24 protein-coding genes are annotated in these 17,777 nt (G+C 62.4%); 14 read left to right on the top strand and 10 right to left on the bottom strand.

All coding sequences use genetic code 11. The features are described 5' to 3' along the window. Positions 1–9 precede the first annotated feature (9 nt). Both NKJ78_RS02785 and NKJ78_RS02780 read right to left on the bottom strand, forming a co-directional pair. Entirely contained in the window at positions 10–783 is a 774-nt protein-coding gene (locus NKJ78_RS02785) for an HpcH/HpaI aldolase family protein (protein WP_023669090.1), read from the bottom strand. Between the two features lie 127 nt (positions 784–910). Continuing rightward, the gene (locus tag NKJ78_RS02780) at positions 911–1,231 is read right to left on the bottom strand and encodes a DUF1476 domain-containing protein (protein ID WP_023669091.1); all 321 of its coding nucleotides are present in this window, start codon (positions 1,229–1,231) and stop codon (positions 911–913) included. Positions 1,232–1,278: 47 nt separating this feature from the next. On the opposite strand from NKJ78_RS02780, the gene NKJ78_RS02775 reads away from it, so the two are divergent. From NKJ78_RS02775 to NKJ78_RS02750, 6 genes are all read left to right on the top strand, one after another. Continuing rightward, complete coding sequence (locus NKJ78_RS02775; protein ID WP_280790911.1) at positions 1,279–1,401, top strand: hypothetical protein; 123 nt, start codon at positions 1,279–1,281, stop codon at positions 1,399–1,401. A 105-nt stretch (positions 1,402–1,506) separates the two neighbouring features. Beyond that, the gene (gene purC / locus NKJ78_RS02770) at positions 1,507–2,301 is read left to right on the top strand and encodes a phosphoribosylaminoimidazolesuccinocarboxamide synthase (RefSeq protein ID WP_013532127.1); all 795 of its coding nucleotides are present in this window, start codon (positions 1,507–1,509) and stop codon (positions 2,299–2,301) included. 88 nt (positions 2,302–2,389) lie between these two features. Then, a complete protein-coding gene (gene purS / locus NKJ78_RS02765; RefSeq protein ID WP_023669092.1) occupies positions 2,390–2,632 on the top strand; it encodes a phosphoribosylformylglycinamidine synthase subunit PurS in 243 nt (80 codons plus the stop codon). A 1-nt stretch (position 2,633) separates the two neighbouring features. Beyond that, the gene (gene purQ / locus NKJ78_RS02760; RefSeq protein WP_023684888.1) at positions 2,634–3,302 is read left to right on the top strand and encodes a phosphoribosylformylglycinamidine synthase subunit PurQ; all 669 of its coding nucleotides are present in this window, start codon (positions 2,634–2,636) and stop codon (positions 3,300–3,302) included. Positions 3,303–3,343: 41 nt separating this feature from the next. Beyond that, entirely contained in the window at positions 3,344–3,754 is a 411-nt protein-coding gene (locus tag NKJ78_RS02755) for a hypothetical protein (protein WP_023669094.1), read from the top strand. A gap of 4 nt (positions 3,755–3,758) precedes the next feature. After that, positions 3,759–4,403 (top strand): Pr6Pr family membrane protein, encoded by a 645-nt coding sequence (locus NKJ78_RS02750; protein WP_023684887.1) that lies wholly within the window; start codon positions 3,759–3,761, stop codon positions 4,401–4,403. Between the two features lie 12 nt (positions 4,404–4,415). Here NKJ78_RS02750 and NKJ78_RS02745 read toward each other — a convergent pair whose 3' ends face one another. Continuing rightward, the gene (locus NKJ78_RS02745; RefSeq protein ID WP_023739389.1) at positions 4,416–4,661 is read right to left on the bottom strand and encodes a DUF1127 domain-containing protein; all 246 of its coding nucleotides are present in this window, start codon (positions 4,659–4,661) and stop codon (positions 4,416–4,418) included. A gap of 93 nt (positions 4,662–4,754) precedes the next feature. Between NKJ78_RS02745 and NKJ78_RS02740 the strand changes: the two genes are divergently transcribed. Next, entirely contained in the window at positions 4,755–6,164 is a 1,410-nt protein-coding gene (locus tag NKJ78_RS02740; RefSeq protein WP_023736517.1) for an aminotransferase-like domain-containing protein, read from the top strand. 42 nt (positions 6,165–6,206) lie between these two features. Here the strand turns inward: NKJ78_RS02740 and NKJ78_RS02735 are convergent, their stop codons facing one another. Beyond that, positions 6,207–6,371 (bottom strand): hypothetical protein, encoded by a 165-nt coding sequence (locus NKJ78_RS02735; RefSeq protein ID WP_023669098.1) that lies wholly within the window; start codon positions 6,369–6,371, stop codon positions 6,207–6,209. Positions 6,372–6,559: 188 nt separating this feature from the next. On the opposite strand from NKJ78_RS02735, the gene purL reads away from it, so the two are divergent. The 3 genes from purL (at position 6,560) to NKJ78_RS02720 (ending at position 9,646) form a co-directional block, all read left to right on the top strand. Then, entirely contained in the window at positions 6,560–8,791 is a 2,232-nt protein-coding gene (purL, locus tag NKJ78_RS02730) for a phosphoribosylformylglycinamidine synthase subunit PurL (RefSeq protein ID WP_023745974.1), read from the top strand. Next, a complete protein-coding gene (locus tag NKJ78_RS02725) occupies positions 8,788–9,312 on the top strand; it encodes a hypothetical protein (protein ID WP_352459425.1) in 525 nt (174 codons plus the stop codon). The genes purL and NKJ78_RS02725 overlap by 4 nt, the downstream gene beginning before the upstream one ends. Before the next feature lie 100 nt (positions 9,313–9,412). Continuing rightward, on the top strand, positions 9,413–9,646 hold the full coding sequence (locus tag NKJ78_RS02720; RefSeq protein WP_010909092.1) for a BolA/IbaG family iron-sulfur metabolism protein: 234 nt from the start codon (positions 9,413–9,415) through the stop codon (positions 9,644–9,646). 12 nt (positions 9,647–9,658) lie between these two features. On the opposite strand, the gene NKJ78_RS02715 is transcribed toward NKJ78_RS02720, so the two are convergent. Next, a complete protein-coding gene (locus tag NKJ78_RS02715; protein ID WP_352459426.1) occupies positions 9,659–10,492 on the bottom strand; it encodes a phosphodiester glycosidase family protein in 834 nt (277 codons plus the stop codon). Positions 10,493–10,652: 160 nt separating this feature from the next. Here NKJ78_RS02715 and grxD point away from each other — a divergent pair, with 160 nt between their 5' ends. Continuing rightward, positions 10,653–10,988: a Grx4 family monothiol glutaredoxin gene (grxD, locus tag NKJ78_RS02710; protein WP_023669102.1), complete on the top strand. Its 336-nt coding sequence runs from the start codon at positions 10,653–10,655 to the stop codon at positions 10,986–10,988. Between the two features lie 118 nt (positions 10,989–11,106). After that, complete coding sequence (locus NKJ78_RS02705; protein WP_023669103.1) at positions 11,107–12,375, top strand: multidrug effflux MFS transporter; 1,269 nt, start codon at positions 11,107–11,109, stop codon at positions 12,373–12,375. Positions 12,376–12,438: 63 nt separating this feature from the next. On the opposite strand, the gene NKJ78_RS30780 is transcribed toward NKJ78_RS02705, so the two are convergent. From NKJ78_RS30780 to rpsD, 4 genes are all read right to left on the bottom strand, one after another. Then, complete coding sequence (locus NKJ78_RS30780) at positions 12,439–12,849, bottom strand: UCP034077 family protein (RefSeq protein ID WP_023669104.1); 411 nt, start codon at positions 12,847–12,849, stop codon at positions 12,439–12,441. Between the two features lie 85 nt (positions 12,850–12,934). Then, positions 12,935–13,762 (bottom strand): inositol monophosphatase family protein, encoded by an 828-nt coding sequence (locus NKJ78_RS02695; protein WP_352459427.1) that lies wholly within the window; start codon positions 13,760–13,762, stop codon positions 12,935–12,937. Beyond that, positions 13,752–14,639, bottom strand: coding sequence for a tRNA 2-thiocytidine(32) synthetase TtcA (gene ttcA, locus NKJ78_RS02690; RefSeq protein WP_352459428.1), 888 nt, complete (start codon positions 14,637–14,639; stop codon positions 13,752–13,754). Before ttcA ends, NKJ78_RS02695 begins: the two co-directional genes overlap by 11 nt. Before the next feature lie 106 nt (positions 14,640–14,745). Beyond that, positions 14,746–15,363, bottom strand: a complete 618-nt coding sequence (gene rpsD, locus NKJ78_RS02685) for a 30S ribosomal protein S4 (protein ID WP_023669107.1) — start codon at positions 15,361–15,363, stop codon at positions 14,746–14,748. A gap of 386 nt (positions 15,364–15,749) precedes the next feature. Between rpsD and NKJ78_RS02680 the strand changes: the two genes are divergently transcribed. Continuing rightward, entirely contained in the window at positions 15,750–15,950 is a 201-nt protein-coding gene (locus NKJ78_RS02680) for a hypothetical protein (protein WP_023690200.1), read from the top strand. 83 nt (positions 15,951–16,033) lie between these two features. On the opposite strand, the gene NKJ78_RS02675 is transcribed toward NKJ78_RS02680, so the two are convergent. Further along, a complete protein-coding gene (locus NKJ78_RS02675; protein ID WP_023684876.1) occupies positions 16,034–16,222 on the bottom strand; it encodes a DUF3008 family protein in 189 nt (62 codons plus the stop codon). Positions 16,223–16,382: 160 nt separating this feature from the next. Here NKJ78_RS02675 and NKJ78_RS02670 point away from each other — a divergent pair, with 160 nt between their 5' ends. Next, a complete protein-coding gene (locus tag NKJ78_RS02670) occupies positions 16,383–17,765 on the top strand; it encodes an RNB domain-containing ribonuclease (RefSeq protein WP_023669110.1) in 1,383 nt (460 codons plus the stop codon). The last annotated feature ends 12 nt before the right edge of the window (positions 17,766–17,777 follow it).

Here is a 17,777-nt window from a genome sequence, read left to right as displayed (position 1 = left end):
CACCACGCCTCAGCCCTTGATCGAATCGTTCATGCTTTTGATGAGTATCTTTGCGCCGAGCGAAATCAGCGCATGGTCCGAGCCCATCGCCAGCAGCCGGTAGCCCATCGCCACGACGCGGCCGGCAATCGCCGGCTCAACGACGTAGATTGCCGCATGCTTGCCCGCCTTGCGCGTCCGCTCGGCGATGGAGGCGACGGTTTCCATCATGCTTTCCAGCGTCGAATTGACGGTGGCGCCATTCGACCAGGCGATGGAGAAATCCGATGGGCCGAGGAAGATGCCGTCAATGCCCGGCGTGTCGAGGATGCCGTCCAGCGCATCGAGTGCGGCGCGCGTTTCGACCATGGCAAAGGCCATGGTGCGTTGATTGGTGTCGCGCAGCCATTCGGCGTGGTCGCCTTTGCCATGGCGCGGAAAAGCATAGGTCGGGCCCCAGGAGCGCTCGCCCATCGGCGGATATTTCATCGCCGCGGCAAAGAGTTTTGCATCGGCCACCGAATTCACCATCGGTGCAATCACCGCCTCGGCACCGAAATCGAGGGCGCGGCTGGCCATGTCGAAGCGGCCGACCGGAATGCGCACCAGCGCCGGCTTGTTGGCGGCCAGCACCGGCACCAGGCCGCGCAAGACCGAGTCTTCGTGGTGTCCGCCATGCTGCATATCGAGGGTGACGGCGTCAAAACCCTGCTTGGCGATGATTTCGACCGTCAAAGCGTCCGGAACGCCGGACCAGGCGGTGAACAGCGTTTCATCCGCCGCCAGGCGTGACTTCAGGGACATGGGTGCTTTCCTCGTTGGGTAGAGCCTTGTAACAGGCCTACGCACAGTTTCAGCCGGAAAAGGCTGAAAAGGCAAAGAAAAACCGCCCGGCTGGACCGGGCGGTCGATTGGTCCAGCGCTACTCGCTCTAGGTGTTCTTGATCTGCTCGATCGCCTGCGCCATCAGTTCGTCCATGGTGCGGCGGATCTGGTGATCCGACTGGTCGACGCCGGCGGCGTCGAAATCCTTGCGGATCTTGCGGAATACGTCGTGATCGCCGGCTTCCTCGATATCGGAAACCACAACTTCCTTGGCATAGGCGTCGGCGTCAGTGCCGGATTTGCCCAGCTTTTCGGCGGCCCACAGACCGAGCGCCTTGTTGCGGCGTGCGGAAGCCTTGAAGCGAAGTTCTTCGTCGAAGGCGAATTTGCGCTCAAAACCCTCTTCGCGGTCTTTCATGCTGCTCATGGCTTCCCTCCGATGAAATCGATTCGCGTTGGCGATGGATATGTGTGTTGCCGCAGCACAAACCAAAAGGGCGCGGGCCGGTCAATATGCTACATCACTTGCTGCGCTGCGGCATTTCATTCCTGAAAGCGGTCGATGGAAAGGATTTGCCGATTGAGCAAACGCTGTGATTGGGATAGACCCGGCATTGAACCCCACCCGTCGCCGCACCAATTTAGGCAGACGGACAGGAACTGGTCGCTTGCCGCCTGCCCGCAAATCCAGAGAAAAATCAGATGAAAAATCGCCGCCGCATTTATGAAGGCAAGGCCAAGATCCTCTATGAGGGACCGGAACCGGGCACGCTTATCCAGTTCTTCAAAGATGATGCGACCGCATTCAACAAGAAGAAACATGAGGTCATCGACGGCAAGGGTGTGCTCAACAACCGCATTTCCGAGTACATCTTCAACCATCTGAACCGCATGGGCATTCCGACCCACTTCATCCGCCGGCTCAACATGCGCGAGCAGCTGATCAAGGAAGTCGAGATCATTCCGCTCGAAGTGGTGGTGCGCAATGTCGCCGCCGGCTCGCTGTCCAAGCGCCTCGGCATCGAGGAAGGCACCGTTCTGCCGCGCTCGATCATCGAATTCTATTACAAGGCCGATGCGCTCGACGATCCGATGGTGTCGGAAGAGCACATCACCGCTTTCGGCTGGGCAAGCCCGCAGGAGATCGACGACGTCATGGCGCTGGCCATCCGCGTCAACGACTTCCTCTCCGGCCTGTTCATGGGTGTCGGCATCCAGCTCGTGGATTTCAAGATCGAATGCGGCCGCCTGTTCGAGGGCGACATGATGCGCATCGTCGTTGCCGACGAGATCTCGCCGGATTCGTGCCGGCTGTGGGACGTGGCAACGCAGGACAAGCTCGACAAGGACCGTTTCCGCCGCGATATGGGCGGCCTCGTCGAAGCCTATCAGGAAGTTGCCCGCCGCCTTGGCATCATGAACGAGAACGAGCCGCCGCGCCCGACCGGCCCGGTGCTCGTCGCCTCGACCGATGGCCTCAAAGGCAAGCCGCATTAAGTCTTCATTTCTTGACGCAATTCCGGACGGAAAACCGCTTCACACTTTTCCTGGAATTGCTAAGTCTTCGAACAGGAACCTGTCCAGCATGATCAAGGCCCGCATCACCGTCACCCTCAAGAACGGCGTGCTCGACCCGCAGGGAAAAGCCATAGAGCACGCTCTGTCCGGACTGGGGTTCGGCGGCGTCGGCCAGGTGCGGCAGGGCAAGGTCTTCGACCTCGAGCTCTCGGAGACCGACAAGGCCAAGGCTGAAGCCGATCTGAAAGCCATGTGCGACAAGCTGCTGGCGAATACGGTGATCGAGAATTACGCGGTGGAGATCGCTTGATATGAAATCAGCTGTCGTTCTTCTCCCCGGCCTCAACCGCGACCGCGACATGATTGCGGCGCTGACCAAGATTTCCGGGCAGGCGCCGGCGACCGTCTGGCAGACCGACACTGAAATCCCCGATGTCGACCTGATCGCCATTCCCGGCGGCTTCTCCTTCGGCGATTATCTGCGCTGCGGCGCCATTGCCGCGCGGATGCCGGTGATGCGGGCAGTCGCTGAAAAGGCCGCCAAGGGCGTCATGGTCATTGGCGTCTGCAACGGGTTCCAGATTCTGGTCGAGGCCGGCCTGCTGCCCGGCGCGCTGATGCGCAATGCTTCGCTGAAATTCGTTTGCCGTGAGGTGAAGCTGCAGATCGCCAACGCCAACACCATGTTCACCCGCCGCTATCAGCCGGGCCAAATCATCCGCACGCCGGTTGCGCATCATGACGGCAATTATTTCGCCGATGCCGACACGCTTGCGCGCCTCGAGGGCGAAGGACAGGTTGTGTTCCGCTATGCCGAAGGCACCAATCCCAATGGCTCGATCAACGACATTGCCGGCATCATCAGCGAGAAGGGCAATGTGCTCGGCCTGATGCCGCATCCGGAAAACCTGATCGAGGCCGCGCATGGCGGCAGTGACGGCCGGGCGCTGTTCGAAGGCGCACTCGGCATCGCCGCCTGATATCTCTTCGAATTCCTTTCAAAACGCGGGGGCGGTTGACCATGAGACTGACGATTGTTCGCCTAGGTCCCCTGGCTGCTGCCGGCTTGGCGTTGGCGTCCTGCCAGTCCAGCCCGAAGAGCGCGCCGGTCCCCACGGGCAAGAGCGCTTCGCTGCTGGCCATGGAACAGGTAGCGATATCGGCCCACAAATGCTGGATCGCCAGCAAGGATCCCGCCTTCAAATCCTATCAGATGGCCAATGAGCTGAATTCGTTCAGCGGCACGCCCCGCTTCCTGCTGGTGCCGGCCAAGCATTATGGCGGCAAGCCGCTGCTGGTCGTCCAGGCGCAAGGCAATTCCAGCCGCGTCGACGTGTTCGGTCCGCTGATGGACGATCCGCTCGGCGCGCGCATCGGATCCGACATTGCGCGCTGGCAAACGGGCAACCCCTCCTGCAACGCGGCCGCCTGACGCCATGGGCCGCTTCCTGCAGTTTGCGGGATTGATCATCGGTCTGGCCGGGCTTGTCCTGCAAGCGTGCATCACCATCCCGGCATCGATGGAAGCCGGCCGCAGTTTTCTCGGCTCCATCGTCTTTCTGTTCAGCTTCTTCACCATCCTGACCAACATCGGTGCAGTGCTGGTCCATGTCTCGCTGCTGTCGCCTTCGGGCTACGCCTGGCTGCCGGCCTTTGCCGGGCCGCGGATGCGGGCGGGCGTGGCGGCTTCCATCGCCCTGGTCTTCATCGTCTACGCGACAGTTCTGGCGCAGCTCTGGCAGCCGCAGGGGCTGTTCCTGCTCTGTGACGTGCTGCTGCACTATGTGACGCCGGTGCTGTTCGTGCTGTGGTGGCTTGTTGCAGGCGCTGACGGCAGGACACGCTGGAGCGACATTTCGTGGTGGATGGCCTATCCGATCGCCTATCTCGCCTATGCGCTGGCGCGCGCACCGATCGCAGGCGAAGTGCCCTACCCGTTCCTCGACGTTGCGAAAAACGGCGCGGCCAACGTCGCCCTTGCGGCGCTGGCCGTCACCGGTGTTTTCCTGGTGCTGTGCATCCTCGCCGTGCTTGCCGATAAGGGCGTCTCACGCCTCAGGGCTCCGGGCACACGCCGCTGACCAGACTACAAGTTAGTCCCAGATTCGCCTGATGCCTTCGCGGTGAGCGTCGTCACGCGACACACCGATGTCCCTGAGCTGCTCGTCGGTCATTTCGAGCAAAGCCAGGCGGCCGCGACGGCGCTCGATCAGCACGTCGATCCATCGCGCCAGCGATCTGACTACATGCACGATCCGGCCGACAAAGCCTCGCCGGCTGGACGGGCGCGGCCCGACCAATTCAATGCCCGCGCAGCGGATTGTCTCGATTGTATCCATTGTCTTTCTGCCAACCTTGCAAATTGTACCCATCTTAGTACGGTTCTGATATGCATTGACACCCGATCTGGTGCAATATACAGAATTGTCACCATGACAAATTGGCTCCCTGACCTCACCATCGGTTCCGGCCCGCTTTACCAGCGCCTTGCCGACAGCATCGAGTCGGACATCGACAAGGGCGTCATCGATGCCGGGGCAAAATTGCCGCCGCAGCGCGATCTCGCCTATGATATCGGCACGACGGTCGGCACGATCGGCCGAGCCTATCAGCTGCTGCGCGAACGCGGGCTGGTGAGCGGCGAAGTCGGACGCGGGACCTATGTGCTGGCGCAGCAATCGGAAGCGTCACCCGAATTCGCCGAGCCTGCCGTGCAAGGCACGCGCTATGTCGATGCGCCGCCCGGCAAGCTGCGTTTCGACAGCACTGCCGCGCCCGACATCGGCCAGGGCGCCATTGTCGCTGACATGCTCTCGCGCACGGTGCAGGATCACCCGCACGAGATTTCGAGCTACACCAGGGATTTTCCGGAGCGCTGGTTCGAGGCCGGCGCCCGCTGGCTGTCGCGCAATTCGTTCCGTCCGGCGGCCGACACCATCGTTCCCACGCTTGGCACACATGCCGCGGTGATGGCGGCGATTGCGGCACTGACCACACCGGGCGACTATGTCGCCTTCGAGCACCTCACCTATTCGCAGATCGCCCGCAGCGCCGGGCTGATCGGGCGGCGCATAGCACTGGTGGCATCGGACGAAGAAGGCCTCGATCCCGAGGATTTCGAACGCGTCTGCGCGCAAAAGCACCCGAAGATGATCTTCCTGATGCCGACGGTGCAGAACCCGACGCTGGCGATCCTGTCGGTTTCGCGCCGCGAGGCGATCGCTCGTGTCGCGCGCGCGTACAATGTCATCGTCATCGAGGACGATCTCTATGGCGGCCTGACCGAAGATCCGACGCCGCTCATCGCCGAATATGCACCCGAGCGCACCATTGTCGCCGGCGGTCTGTCGAAATCGGTCGCGGCAGGTGTTCGCGGCGGCTGGCTCTCCTGCCCGCCCGCCTATCGCCATCGCATCCGCGTCGCCCACAAGATGATGACCGGCGGGATGCCGTTCCTGCTGGCGGAGGTGAATGCGCGGCTGGTGCTGTCAGGGCAGGCTGGCGATATCCGCAAACGCAGCATTGCCGAAATTGCCGCCCGCATCGCCATCGTGCGCGAGACACTGGCGGGTTTCGCCTTCAAGTCACACGGCAGCGTGCCCTTCGTCTGGCTGACGCTGCCCGATCCCTGGCTGTCCGGCACGTTCAGGAGCGCATGCCTCGAAAATGGCGTGCTCCTCGACGACGAGGACGAGTTCAAGGCGGGGCGTTCCGAGCAGGTTTTTCACGGCGTGCGTTTCGGCGTCTCGCAGCCAAGGCGGCGCGAGGACATCACCGGCGGCGTCGCGGTGATCCGGCGGCTGCTGGAGGAAGGCCGCGCCGGCTACGACAGTTCGTCCTGAATCGTTGGCGCTAAACCGTGCGCCTGCGTACCGATCTCAGGTTCAGCCCTCTGCCTTGAAGTTTTTGGCTTCCTTTGCGCCCTTGTCCTTGCCGTGCTTCTCGGCCAGGTCCTTGGCCTGCTTGGGCGAAACGTCGGTGGTCTCGGCAATATGCATGGCCTCCTTGTCGGAGAGGCGATTGTCTTTCTTGCCTTGCTTGGTGGCCATGTCGAAATCTCCTGATTGGTTTGAGGCCTAACGGCCGGGATGCCATAGCGTTCCCCAACGGCTCCCCGCTACCATCGTCGCCCTGTGGTTTTCCGGCGTTTTTCGTCATCCAATGGGGTGTATCACGCCAAAGCTTGCGATATGAGGGGACTCAAATTCCCCTCTCCCATGGACATCAATCGCCGCCCATGACCATTTCCAATTCCGTGCCGATCACCCCGGAACTCATCGCCGCGCATGGGCTGAAGCCCGACGAATACCAGCGCATCCTCGACCTGGTCGGGCGCGAACCGAGCTTTACCGAACTCGGCATCTTCTCGGCGATGTGGAATGAGCACTGCTCCTACAAATCCTCGAAGAAATGGCTGCGCACGCTACCGACCACCGGGCCTCAGGTCATCCAGGGTCCGGGCGAGAATGCCGGTGTGGTCGATATCGGCGATGGCGACTGCGTCGTCTTCAAGATGGAGAGCCACAACCATCCCTCCTACATCGAGCCCTACCAGGGTGCGGCGACCGGCGTCGGCGGCATATTGCGCGATGTCTTCACCATGGGCGCGCGGCCGATTGCGGCGATGAACGCTTTGCGCTTCGGCGCACCGGACCATCCCAAGACCAGGCACCTGGTCAGCGGCGTGGTTTCCGGCGTCGGCGGCTACGGCAATGCGTTCGGCGTGCCGACGGTCGGCGGCGAGGTCAATTTCGACGCCCGCTACAACGGCAACATCCTGGTCAACGCCTTTGCCGCGGGCCTCGCCAAGACCGATGCGATCTTCCTGTCGGAAGCCAAGGGCGTCGGCCTGCCCGTCGTCTATCTCGGCGCCAAGACCGGCCGCGACGGCGTCGGCGGCGCCACGATGGCCTCGGCCGAGTTCGACGACAAGATCGACGAGAAGCGCCCGACCGTGCAGGTCGGCGATCCCTTCACCGAAAAATGCCTGCTCGAAGCCTGTCTTGAGCTGATGGCGTCTGGCGCCGTTATCGCCATCCAGGACATGGGGGCGGCCGGCCTCACCTGTTCGGCGGTCGAGATGGGCGCCAAGGGCGACCTCGGCATCGAGCTTCACCTCGACCAGGTGCCGGTGCGCGAAGAGCGCATGAGCGCCTATGAGATGATGCTGTCGGAGAGCCAGGAGCGCATGCTGATGGTGCTGCGCCCCGAGAAGGAAAAGGAAGCCGAGGCGATCTTCCACAAATGGGGCCTCGACTTCGCCATTGTCGGCAAGACCACCGACGATCTGCGCTTCCGCGTCATTCACCAGGGTGACGAGGTCGCCAACCTGCCGATCAAGGACCTTGGCGACAAGGCGCCGGAATATGACCGCCCCTGGGTCGAGCCGAAGAAACCTGCGGCGCTTGCCGCCGGCGATGCGCCGAAGGCCGATGTCGCCGACGCGCTGTTGAAACTGCTCGGCGGGCCGGACCTGTCGTCGCGCCGCTGGGTGTGGGAGCAGTACGACACGCTGATCCAGGGCAATTCGCTGCAGCTTCCGGGCGGCGACGCAGGCGTGGTGCGCGTCGAAGGCCATCCGACCAAGGCGCTCGCCTTCTCCTCCGACGTCACGCCGCGCTATTGCGAGGCCGACCCGTACGAAGGCGGCAAGCAGGCGGTGGCCGAATGCTGGCGCAACCTCACCGCCACCGGCGCGCTGCCGCTGGCGGCCACCGACAACCTCAATTTCGGCAATCCGGAACGGCCTGAGATCATGGGCCAGCTGGTCGGCGCGGTGAAAGGCATTGGCGATGCCTGCCGGGCGCTCGGCTTCCCGATCGTGTCGGGCAATGTCTCGCTCTACAACGAAACCAATGGCCAAGGCATCCTGCCGACGCCGACCATCGGCGGCGTCGGGCTGATTGCCGACTGGTCGAAGATGACCCGTATCGGCTTTGCCGCCGAGGGCCAGATGATCCTGCTGGTCGGCGCACCCGCAAGCTGGGGCAGCCATCTCGGCCAGTCCGCCTATTTCAGGGACATCCATGGCCGTACCGACGGGCCGCCGCCATCCGTCGACCTCGCGCACGAAAAGCGCGTCGGCGACCACGTGCGCGCGCTGATCGCGTCGGGCGTCGTGACCGCGGCGCATGACCTTTCCGATGGCGGCTTGGCGATAGCCTTGGCCGAAATGGCGATGGCGTCCGGCATCGGCGCCACCATTCCGGGGCTCGCCGGCACCGACCCGATCCCGGTCTGGTTCGGCGAAGACCAGGGCCGCTACCTGCTGACGCTGTCCGTCAATCCGCAGAGCAAGGAATGGGACGCCATCCGCGAGGAACAGAGCAAGCTCGGCATCTTTGCGCCATGGATCGGCTCGACCGGTGGAAACGAACTGAAGCTCGGCGATGCCAGGGCGATCCCGGTCAGCGAATTGACCGCCGCCCACGAAGGCTGGTTCCCGAACTTCATGGACAAGTCCATTTGACCAGCCTGGCAGCCCGGACGCTGATCGCAGTCGTCTTCTGGCCGTTGCTGTTCTTCTTCTGGTTCCTCGGGCCGTTCGTCTTTTTCCTGCTGTCGACGACCTCGAGCGAGGTCTGTCCGCTGCTGGAAAGGCGTGACCAGTTCATTGAGGCGGCCAATGGCACACTGCAGATGCTGGCCTTGCAAAGTCTGATCTATGCGATCCCCATCATCTGCCTGGTGCTGTGGAGCCGCCTTTTGCCGAACCCGGCGCGCGCAAGGCATGTCGCCACCTGCATCAAGCTCTTTGCCATTGCGGTCATTACCGGCGCGCTGTGGGAATACGGGTCATCGCTGATCTGCGACGGCTATGGCCAACCATTCTTTTCGCCCTTGTGGCAGATGACCAGCTATCTCCCGATCATCAACCTAGCGCTCAACATCCCGCTCTATGTCCTGGTGTTCAGCCTTGGCCGGGGGTTCTCGACCCGCGACGATATCACCGAAGATGGTGTGGTGCACCCGCCGCAGGATGGCCCTTAGACACTGCGTCGCCGACAGAGCGGCTTCAACCCGGACCAGAAAGGCTTTAGGCTGCCGTCCGAGTCACTTCGTGCCTAGCCGCCCAGAACAGGATTATGCCATGGCAATGGATGCCCACGACATCGAAAAACTGATCAAGGACGGGATTCCGGACGCCAAGGTGACGATCCGCGACCTCGCCGGTGACGGCGATCACTATGCAGCCGAAGTGGTGGCCGAAAGCTTCCGCGGAAAGAGCCGCGTCCAGCAGCACCAGATGGTCTATGATGCGCTGAAGGGCAATATGGGCGGCGTGCTGCACGCGCTGGCCCTGCAGACCAGCGTGCCGGACTGAAGCCAGACTGGCCTACTGTTTCTGCGGCTGCTTCGCCGACACTGACGTGATCGGCTTCGCCGACACTGAGATGATCGGGCCCGCCGGGTATTTTCCGCCGACGATCATTCTTTTCCCATCCGACAGCGCGGAAACCGCGCCGTCGAGGAACAGCGCGTTGCGGCATTGTAGCGCGTCGCGAAACAGCCGCGCAAAGCTGCCGAAACTGACCTCAGACCGCGAGATCGCCAGCAAAACGGTGTTTTCATCGCGCACGCCGACGCCGTTGCGGATGTAGCGCGAGGTTCCGTTCGGCTCGAAGCGTGGGTGAATCTTGCCATCGATCACCAGCATCGGGCCGGACTGCGTGGCGAAGGCAACATCGGGTTTGGCGACGGCATAGGCGTTGCTTTCCATGACAGCCGCCTTGCCGTCATTGCCCACCAGAAAGACGCCGTTCGGTTTCAGGAAGAAATTGCCTTCGCCGTCGGCAAGATTGAGCCGTGACTTTTCGCTGCCGTTCTCGACCAGCAGGCCGACCGGCGACAAATCCTCGTGATACATGCCGCCATTCATGGCGAGCAGCACCGGCCTCCCCTCGCCCGCAACCGCCTTGTCGAAGGCTTCGAGCGAACCAAAAGGCTTGCCATCGGCGCTGGCGTGGAAAACACCGATGCTGTCGGCGCGAAGATCGATCTCGCAGACGACATAGGTCACCGCCTCGAAGGCGACATTCCGGCAAGGCGCGGGCAGGTCACCGCCAATGACCAGCGGCGGCGGCTCCGGGCGTCTCGGCCACCAGACAACGGCAATCGCCGCCAGCAGGATGGCGATCGGAAGGGCGGCGCCATATCGTCTTTTCATCATGTTCCGAAGGCTGCAATCGGCTCGGATGCTTGGCCCAAGACAGGCGATCCTTTGCGCCATTTCCGCGACGGCGGCGCAAACATCTTGTTTCGGCCCATCTATGGGTTTATTTGATGGCTATGCTTCGAGCCTGACTCCCACAGGCGTGAAAGGATATCTCATGAGCGGCATCAACGACTACATCGACAGCGAAGTGAAGGGCAACGACGTCGTCCTTTTCATGAAGGGCACGCCCGGTTTTCCGCAGTGCGGATTTTCCGGCCAGGTCGTCCAGATCCTCGATTACATCGGAGCCGACTATAAGGGCGTCGACGTGCTGACCTCGGCCGAACTGCGCCAAGGCATCAAGGAATATTCGAACTGGCCGACGATCCCGCAGCTTTACGTCAAGGGCGAATTCGTCGGCGGCTGCGACATCATCCGCGAAATGTTCCAGGCGGGCGAGCTGCAGACGTTGCTCGTCGACAAGGGCGTCAGCGTCAAAGCGACAGCCTGATTCTGAGTTGAGACGGGGCAGCCCCGCCCCGGCAAAATGTTACCTCCCCCTATCGGAGTGAGGACGAAGTTATGCGCCGGCATGCCGGCGCATATTCGTTTTGAAGATCGGACCCGCCGTGGACCAGCCAGCAAAAGCGCCGCAACAGGCACGCAAATTGCCTATTCCGCGCTGGGAATTCATCGCGCTGTGCGCGGCACTGATGGCGTTGAACTCGCTGGCCATCGACATCATGCTGCCGGCACTGCAGCAAATCGGCGCCACGCTTGGCGTTGAGAATGAAAACCACCGCCAGTATGTGATCACCGCCTATATATTGGGCTTCGGTGGCGGACAGCTTTTCTTCGGACCGATCTCGGACCGGTTCGGGCGCCGCGCGCCACTCGTTGCCGGGCTGGCGATTTATGTCGTGGCGGCGGCAGCTGCCGCCATCGCCCCGTCATTCGCCGTCCTGCTGCTGTGCCGGCTGGTGCAAGGCATCGGTGCGGCGGCGACCCGCGTCATCGCCGTCTCGATCGTGCGCGACACGTTCGACGGTCGGCGCATGGCCGAGGTGATGTCTCTGATCTTCATGGTGTTCATGGCCATCCCGGTGATCGCGCCTGGGATCGGCCAGTTCATCATGCTGTTCGCAACATGGCACTGGATCTTCGTCACCATGGCCGTCGGAGCGCTGATCGTGTCGGCGTGGTCGCTGCTGCGGCTGCCGGAGACGCTGCATCCGGAGTACCGCCGGCCGCTGACAGTCTCATCCGTCGTCGGTGGTTTCCGCATCGTGCTCACCAACCGCATGGCGCTTTGCTACGCCTTTGCCAGCACCTTCATTTTCGCCGCCATGTTCGGCTTCATCGCCTCCGCACAGCAGATCTATGTCGACATTTTTCATGTCGGCGAATTGTTTCCTGTCATCTTCGCGGGTGTCGCCGGCGTTCTCGCTTTTTCGAACTACCTCAACTCGCGCCTGGTCGGCCGCATCGGCATGCGCCGCCTGTCGCAGAGCGCACTGCTGTTGTTCCTAGTGATCAGCCTTGCCTGGCTCACCGTTTCGCTTCAAATGAAGATGCCACTCTGGCTGTTCATCACCTTCTTCGCCAGCGCGATGCTCCCGTTCGGCGCGCTCGGCGCCAATTTCAACGCGCTCGCGATGGAGCCGCTCGGCCAACTGGCGGGCACCGCGTCGTCCATCCTGGGCTTCATGCAGACTTTTCTCGGCGGCATCCTCGGCACGCTGATCGGCCAGGCCTTCAACGGCACGGTGACGCCGCTTGCCGCCGGCTTCTGCAGCGTCTCGGTCGCGGCCCTGCTGATGATCCTGATCGCCGAGCGCGGCAAGATGTTCCAGCCGCACAACCCACCCATTTTAGGGCACGTCACCGACCTGCATTGAGCAACTGTTCTGCGCTACGAGTTTTATTTGTCTCAGACCGCAGCCACCTTCAAGCGACGCGTTTCAGGATGCGCCGCCAATCACTGCCGTGAAACGAGGGAACAGCGGGCGCCCTGCGATGGCGCCACCCATGCTGTCCGAAAGAGGCATCGGCAGAGCCTTGTCGAGAGCTTCGAGCACGGATGACACAAAGACCCGGTTGAGCGAGGCATCATCTCCCATATGGGAGAAAGTGGCGCGCGGTTTGCCCATCAGCGTGCCGTTTTTGCGAATTGAGAAACTCAGCGTCAGGGTCATGCCAGCACTTCCAGGCGGCGGCTGCCAACAGGCAAAGATCGCGGAAAACATCTCGTCTATGGTATCGACGGGATCGCGACTGCCGCACGCGCGTTCCTGCGATCTTGCCTCAGTGGCGCCAGCGGCGGCCAAGGCAAGTGCAAGCGCCGTTGCAACAATTGCGGACCGATGTTTCATTTCGCAGCTTCCGACTTCGCGAGAGATTGGACACTATAACAGAGCCAATATACTTGACGAAAGCCTCTACCAGCAGTTGGACCGATTATTGCGCCCAGAGTTCCCTGCGCAACTCCTGCCAGCTTTCCTTGTCCGGGGCGACAAGAATGCCGCCGTCGATATACGAGGGCAGATAGGCGCTGCCGTCGATCCGCGCGGTGTAGCCGCCGGCCTCGGCGTGGATCAGCACACCGACCAGATGGTCCCACGGCATCAGTTTGTTGTAGACGACGAAATGGGCATGGCCGCTGGCCAGAAGACGGTATTCATGTGCCGCGCAGCGATAGCCGAACTGCGATAGGGTCTTGGTCTGGTTGCGCGCCAAGAGCGAGCGTTGCGGTTCCGCCAGATATTGCCAGGAGACGGAGCCGGTCATCTGCGAGATCGGCACGGCATCGGCGACATGCACCGTCTCCAGCGCGCCATGCGCATGGCGGATATGGCTGCCGGCGCCCTTGGCGCCGATCAGCCAGTCCCGGCCTACGGGGTCATGGATGATACCGGCGACGGTTTCGCCCTTGACGACGACGCTCAGCATGACGCCGAAGAGCGGCACGCCGGAGGCGAAGTTGAAGGTGCCGTCGACCGGGTCGACGACGAAGGCGAGGTCGGCATCACCGAGCCCCTGAAGCAGCGCCGGATTGTCGGAACAGGCTTCCTCGCCGACGATCATCGCCGTGGGATAGCGCTCGCGCAGCCTGGCCGTGATCAGCCGCTCGGCGTTGATGTCGGCCTCGGTCACCAGGTCGGCAGCCGAGGTCTTCTGTCTGATGTCGCCCTCGCCCAGCCGGCGAAAGCGTGGCATGATTTCGGCCTTGGCTGCATCGGCGAGAAGCTCGGCCAGCCAGTCGATCGCTTGGTCGTCAAATATCATCGGAAATGTCTTGTCCTGTGCTGAGGCTGCCATTGAGGGCGGCAAAGTCGAACAGCTTTCTGTCGAGCAGATGCGACGGCCTGGTGTTGGACAGCGCGCGCAGCATCGTATCCTTGCGGCCCGGCATGCGCTTTTCCATATCGTCCAGCATCGCCTTCATGGCGTTGCGCTGCAGGCCTTCCTGGCTGCCGCAGAGATCGCAGGGAATGATCGGGAATTTCATCGCGGCGGCGAATTTCTCCAGATCGACCTCGGCGCAGTAGCTCAGCGGCCGCAGCACCATGACGTCGCCGTCGTCATTGAGCAGCTTTGGCGGCATGGCGGCAAGGCGGCCGCCATGAAATAGATTCATGAAGAAGGTTTCGAGAATGTCCTCGCAGTGGTGGCCGAGGACCAGCGCCGAACAGCCCTCCTCGCGCGCGATGCGATAGAGATGGCCGCGCCGCAGCCGCGAGCACAGCGAACAGTAGGTGCTGCCCTGAGGCAGCTTGTCGGTGACCACCGAATAGGTGTCCTGATACTCGATGCGATGGGGAATGCGATGCGCATCGAGGTAATCGGGCAAAATGTGCTTCGGGAAATTCGGCTGGCCCTGGTCGAGATTGCAGGCCAGCAGCTCGACCGGCAGCAGCCCGCGCCATTTGAGATCGAGCAGCACGGCCAGCAGGCCGTAGGAATCCTTGCCGCCGGACAAGGCCACCAGCCAGCGGTCGCCGGGCCTCGCCATGGCGAAATCGTCGATCGCCTGGCGGGCCAACCGCAACAGCCGCTTACGCAGTTTGTTGAACTCGACCGAAGACGGCACGTCGGCAAACAGCGGGTGGAAGCCGCCTTCAGCAATCGGTTCAACTGTGTCGATGCCTGCCAGCATGTTCATGGCTTGTCGCTTTCCATAGCCGAGAGTGCCGGATTAGCGGACATGGCCGACAAAGAAAAGGCCGCCTCGACGGGCGGCCCTTTCCGGTATCGCAGAAAGCGATCGCTTAGCGCGAATAGAATTCGACGACCAGGTTCGGCTCCATCTGCACGGCGAACGGAACATCGGCCAGGCCGGGGATGCGCGAGAAGGTCGCGACCATCTTGTTGTGATCGACTTCGATATAGTCCGGCACGTCGCGCTCGGCGAGGCCGACCGCTTCCAGCACGATGACCAGCTGCTTCGACTTTTCGCGCACTTCGACGACGTCGCCCGGCTTGCAACGGTACGAGCCGATGTTGACGCGCTTGCCGTTGACGTTGACGTGGCCGTGGTTGACGAACTGGCGAGCCGCGAAAATGGTGGGCACGAACTTGGAGCGGTAGACGACCGCGTCGAGACGCGACTCGAGCAGGCCGATCAGGTTCTCGGAGGTGTCGCCCTTGCGGCGATCAGCCTCTTCATAGACCTTGCGGAACTGCTTTTCAGAGACATCACCATAGTGACCCTTCAGCTTCTGCTTGGCGCGCAGCTGCAGGCCGAAATCGGAAAGCTTGCCCTTGCGGCGCTGGCCGTGCTGGCCGGGGCCGTATTCACGCTTGTTGACCGGGGACTTCGGGCGGCCCCAGATGTTTTCGCCGAGACGGCGGTCGATCTTGTACTTCGCGGATTCGCGCTTGCTCATCGCATTCCCTTTCAAAACAAACCACCCGGAGCCTCATGGTCCGGGTGAAGGAAACGCGCCCTCCTCTGGCCTCCGTTTTCGAGGCCTGACAGGGTTTTCCCACGCAACGCGGCGGAAAACCCACGGGACACGTCAGTCTAGACAAAACCCAGGAAACGATAAACCTGCTTTCCCGGGCTTGCCATGCAAAAGAAACAACCGGGCATTGCGGCCCGGTGTTGGTGCGCTCGTTAAACGGAGATTTGAGCAGAGTCAAGCGCGTCGCTGGCGCTGGGCCCGGCAACCATATCACGTCTTTGGCGTTGAGTGCCGTGCCGGATGCGGCGGGAGGTTGTTGCGCCGACGGCATTTAGGAAGGGACTGGAGCCAAAGGAGCCCGAAGTCGCATGAAGAAGTTTTTCCTCTCGTTGGTCGGTGCAGCCGTCCTGGCCGGGACGATGTCGATCGCCGTGCCCGAGCCAGCGATGGCCAAGCATTGGCAGGGCCACAAGCATCGTCAGACCTGCCATGTCGTGGTGAAGAAGAAGGTCATCTGGCGGCATGGCCACAAGAAGGTCATCCGCTACAAGGTGAAGCGCTGCTGGTGACGTCAGGGGTTTCGGGCTTGGCCTGAACCGAAGAAGCCCGTGGTTTCGGCCACGGGCTTTGTTTATCGACTCGGTTCAAGGTTTCAGTCTGCCGATTTCTTCTCCGGCAGGCCTTTGCGCTTGGTCTCTGCGAATTCCTCGAGCTGTTTTTCGCTCATCGAATTGTACATCGACTTCGACGCGCCTTGAAGTTCGCTCTTCCTGGTCTCGCCGCGCTTGGCCGACAGGGCTGCTCCAGCGGCCTTTTGCTGTGCTTTTGAGGTTGCAGGCATATCGGCACCTCCTTTGCTGACAGAGGAAGAAACGTTGCGCTCCGGCGACGGTTCCAGCGCTGGCGGTCAACTTCCGTTCCGCGCTCATGCCTGCCCATGGTCGGCCAACTGCCGGCAAAACCACCTTCCCGTGCCCGCAACGCCGGTGTAGGACGGCGCCATGAAATCGTTGAACGATCCCTCGCAGGCACTCGCTACCGGCCTCGCGAAAATCCGCACCGAGTTCCATGTGCCGGAGGCATTTCCCCCTGATGTAATGGCCATGGCACAGACGGCGGCCAGGCGCGTGCCCGACCAGCATGCCGACCGCACGGCGATGCCCTTCGTGACGCTCGATCCCGCGGCTTCCACCGATCTTGACCAAGCGTTTTCGATCGAAGCGAGCGGTAGCGACCTTCTGTTGCACTATGCGATTGCCGACGTAGCCTGGTTCGTCGCGGACGGCGACGCGGTGGATCGCGAAGCCTGGGCGCGGGGCGAAACCCTGTATTTGCCGGACGGCAAGGCCGGGCTCTATCCCCGGGTGCTTGCCGAGGGCGCCGCGAGCTTGCTGCCCAGCGGTCCGCGTCCGGCTGTCATCTTCACGGTCCGGATCGTCGACGACGGAGCGGTAAGGCTGGATGGCGCGGAGCGGGCAATCATTCAAAGCCGCGCCAAGCTCGCCTATGACAGCGTGCAGGCCGCCGACGTCCCAGTCGGCTTCGCCGAAATCGCGCGACGCATGGCGGCGGCCGAAGACCGTCGCGGCGCTTCGCGCGTCGACCCGCCCGAGCAGGAGGTGGAACAGCTTGCCGATGGCACGTTCCAGCTTGCGTTCAGACCGCTGCTGCAATCCGAGCAAGACAACGCAGCACTTTCGCTGGCCGCCAACATGGCGATTGCCGACGCCATGCTGGCACACCGGACCGGCTTGTTCCGGGTGATGGCGCCGCCCGATGCTTCCAAAGTACAAAGACTGCGCAGCGCGGCACGGGCCTTAGGCCTGTCCTGGCCTCCTTCGACCAGCCTGTCCGACTATCAGCGAACCCTCGATCCGACCAACATGCACCAGGCAGCGCTGATGCTGGAAATCCGCCGCGCCGGCTCCGGTGCGTCCTACCAACCCTATGAAGAAGGCGTTGTCCCCTGGCACGAGGCGATGGCCGCGACCTATGCCCACGCCACCGCGCCCCTGAGGCGGCTGGCCGATCGCTATGTCGTGCGCTGCGTGCTGGCCATCGTCAACGGCCAGCCGGTGCCGCAAGCCGTTACCGAGGCGTTTTCCAGACTGCCGAAGGTGATGGGCCGCGCAGGCGCCCGCGCCTCGCAGATCAACCACGCGGCCATCGACCTTGCCGAGGCGGTGATGCTGAGGGGGCGCATGGGTGAAACATTCAAGGCCGTCGTCACCGACGTCGGTGATCAGCGTGTGCGCGTTCAGCTCTCGGACATGCCTGTCGTTGCGAATGTGAAGGCCTCTGGGTTCAGGCAGGGCGATGGCCTGACGCTAAGGCTTGTTTCGGCCGATCCGGATCGGCGCGTCATTGTCTTCGAGCCTGCCTAAAGCGCGTCGGCG

The sequence above is a fragment of the Mesorhizobium sp. M0037 genome (assembly GCF_040323635.1).
GTDB lineage: Bacteria > Pseudomonadota > Alphaproteobacteria > Rhizobiales > Rhizobiaceae > Mesorhizobium.
Note: the sequence above shows the minus strand (reverse complement) of the source record. Positions and strands in the feature narration are given on the sequence as shown.

Excerpts from the sequence above, each read along its gene's own strand:
- NKJ78_RS02695 (WP_352459427.1), bottom strand. The coding sequence starts at position 13,762 with ATGATATTTGACGACCAAGCGATCGACTGGCTGGCCGAGCTTCTCGCC.
- rpsD (WP_023669107.1), bottom strand. The coding sequence starts at position 15,363 with ATGAGCAAGCGCGAATCCGCGAAGTACAAGATCGACCGCCGTCTCGGC.
- NKJ78_RS02785 (WP_023669090.1), bottom strand. The coding sequence starts at position 783 with ATGTCCCTGAAGTCACGCCTGGCGGCGGATGAAACGCTGTTCACCGCC.
- NKJ78_RS02735 (WP_023669098.1), bottom strand. The coding sequence starts at position 6,371 with ATGGCCACCAAGCAAGGCAAGAAAGACAATCGCCTCTCCGACAAGGAG.
- purQ (WP_023684888.1), top strand. The coding sequence starts at position 2,634 with ATGAAATCAGCTGTCGTTCTTCTCCCCGGCCTCAACCGCGACCGCGAC.
- NKJ78_RS02720 (WP_010909092.1), top strand. The coding sequence starts at position 9,413 with ATGGCAATGGATGCCCACGACATCGAAAAACTGATCAAGGACGGGATT.
- grxD (WP_023669102.1), top strand. The coding sequence starts at position 10,653 with ATGAGCGGCATCAACGACTACATCGACAGCGAAGTGAAGGGCAACGAC.
- NKJ78_RS02745 (WP_023739389.1), bottom strand. The coding sequence starts at position 4,661 with ATGGATACAATCGAGACAATCCGCTGCGCGGGCATTGAATTGGTCGGG.
- NKJ78_RS02680 (WP_023690200.1), top strand. The coding sequence starts at position 15,750 with ATGAAGAAGTTTTTCCTCTCGTTGGTCGGTGCAGCCGTCCTGGCCGGG.
- NKJ78_RS02780 (WP_023669091.1), bottom strand. The coding sequence starts at position 1,231 with ATGAGCAGCATGAAAGACCGCGAAGAGGGTTTTGAGCGCAAATTCGCC.
- purC (WP_013532127.1), top strand. The coding sequence starts at position 1,507 with ATGAAAAATCGCCGCCGCATTTATGAAGGCAAGGCCAAGATCCTCTAT.
- NKJ78_RS02755 (WP_023669094.1), top strand. The coding sequence starts at position 3,344 with ATGAGACTGACGATTGTTCGCCTAGGTCCCCTGGCTGCTGCCGGCTTG.
- NKJ78_RS02675 (WP_023684876.1), bottom strand. The coding sequence starts at position 16,222 with ATGCCTGCAACCTCAAAAGCACAGCAAAAGGCCGCTGGAGCAGCCCTG.
- NKJ78_RS02750 (WP_023684887.1), top strand. The coding sequence starts at position 3,759 with ATGGGCCGCTTCCTGCAGTTTGCGGGATTGATCATCGGTCTGGCCGGG.
- purL (WP_023745974.1), top strand. The coding sequence starts at position 6,560 with ATGACCATTTCCAATTCCGTGCCGATCACCCCGGAACTCATCGCCGCG.
- NKJ78_RS30780 (WP_023669104.1), bottom strand. The coding sequence starts at position 12,849 with ATGAAACATCGGTCCGCAATTGTTGCAACGGCGCTTGCACTTGCCTTG.
- NKJ78_RS02715 (WP_352459426.1), bottom strand. The coding sequence starts at position 10,492 with ATGATGAAAAGACGATATGGCGCCGCCCTTCCGATCGCCATCCTGCTG.
- NKJ78_RS02670 (WP_023669110.1), top strand. The coding sequence starts at position 16,383 with ATGAAATCGTTGAACGATCCCTCGCAGGCACTCGCTACCGGCCTCGCG.
- purS (WP_023669092.1), top strand. The coding sequence starts at position 2,390 with ATGATCAAGGCCCGCATCACCGTCACCCTCAAGAACGGCGTGCTCGAC.
- ttcA (WP_352459428.1), bottom strand. The coding sequence starts at position 14,639 with ATGAACATGCTGGCAGGCATCGACACAGTTGAACCGATTGCTGAAGGC.
- NKJ78_RS02740 (WP_023736517.1), top strand. The coding sequence starts at position 4,755 with ATGACAAATTGGCTCCCTGACCTCACCATCGGTTCCGGCCCGCTTTAC.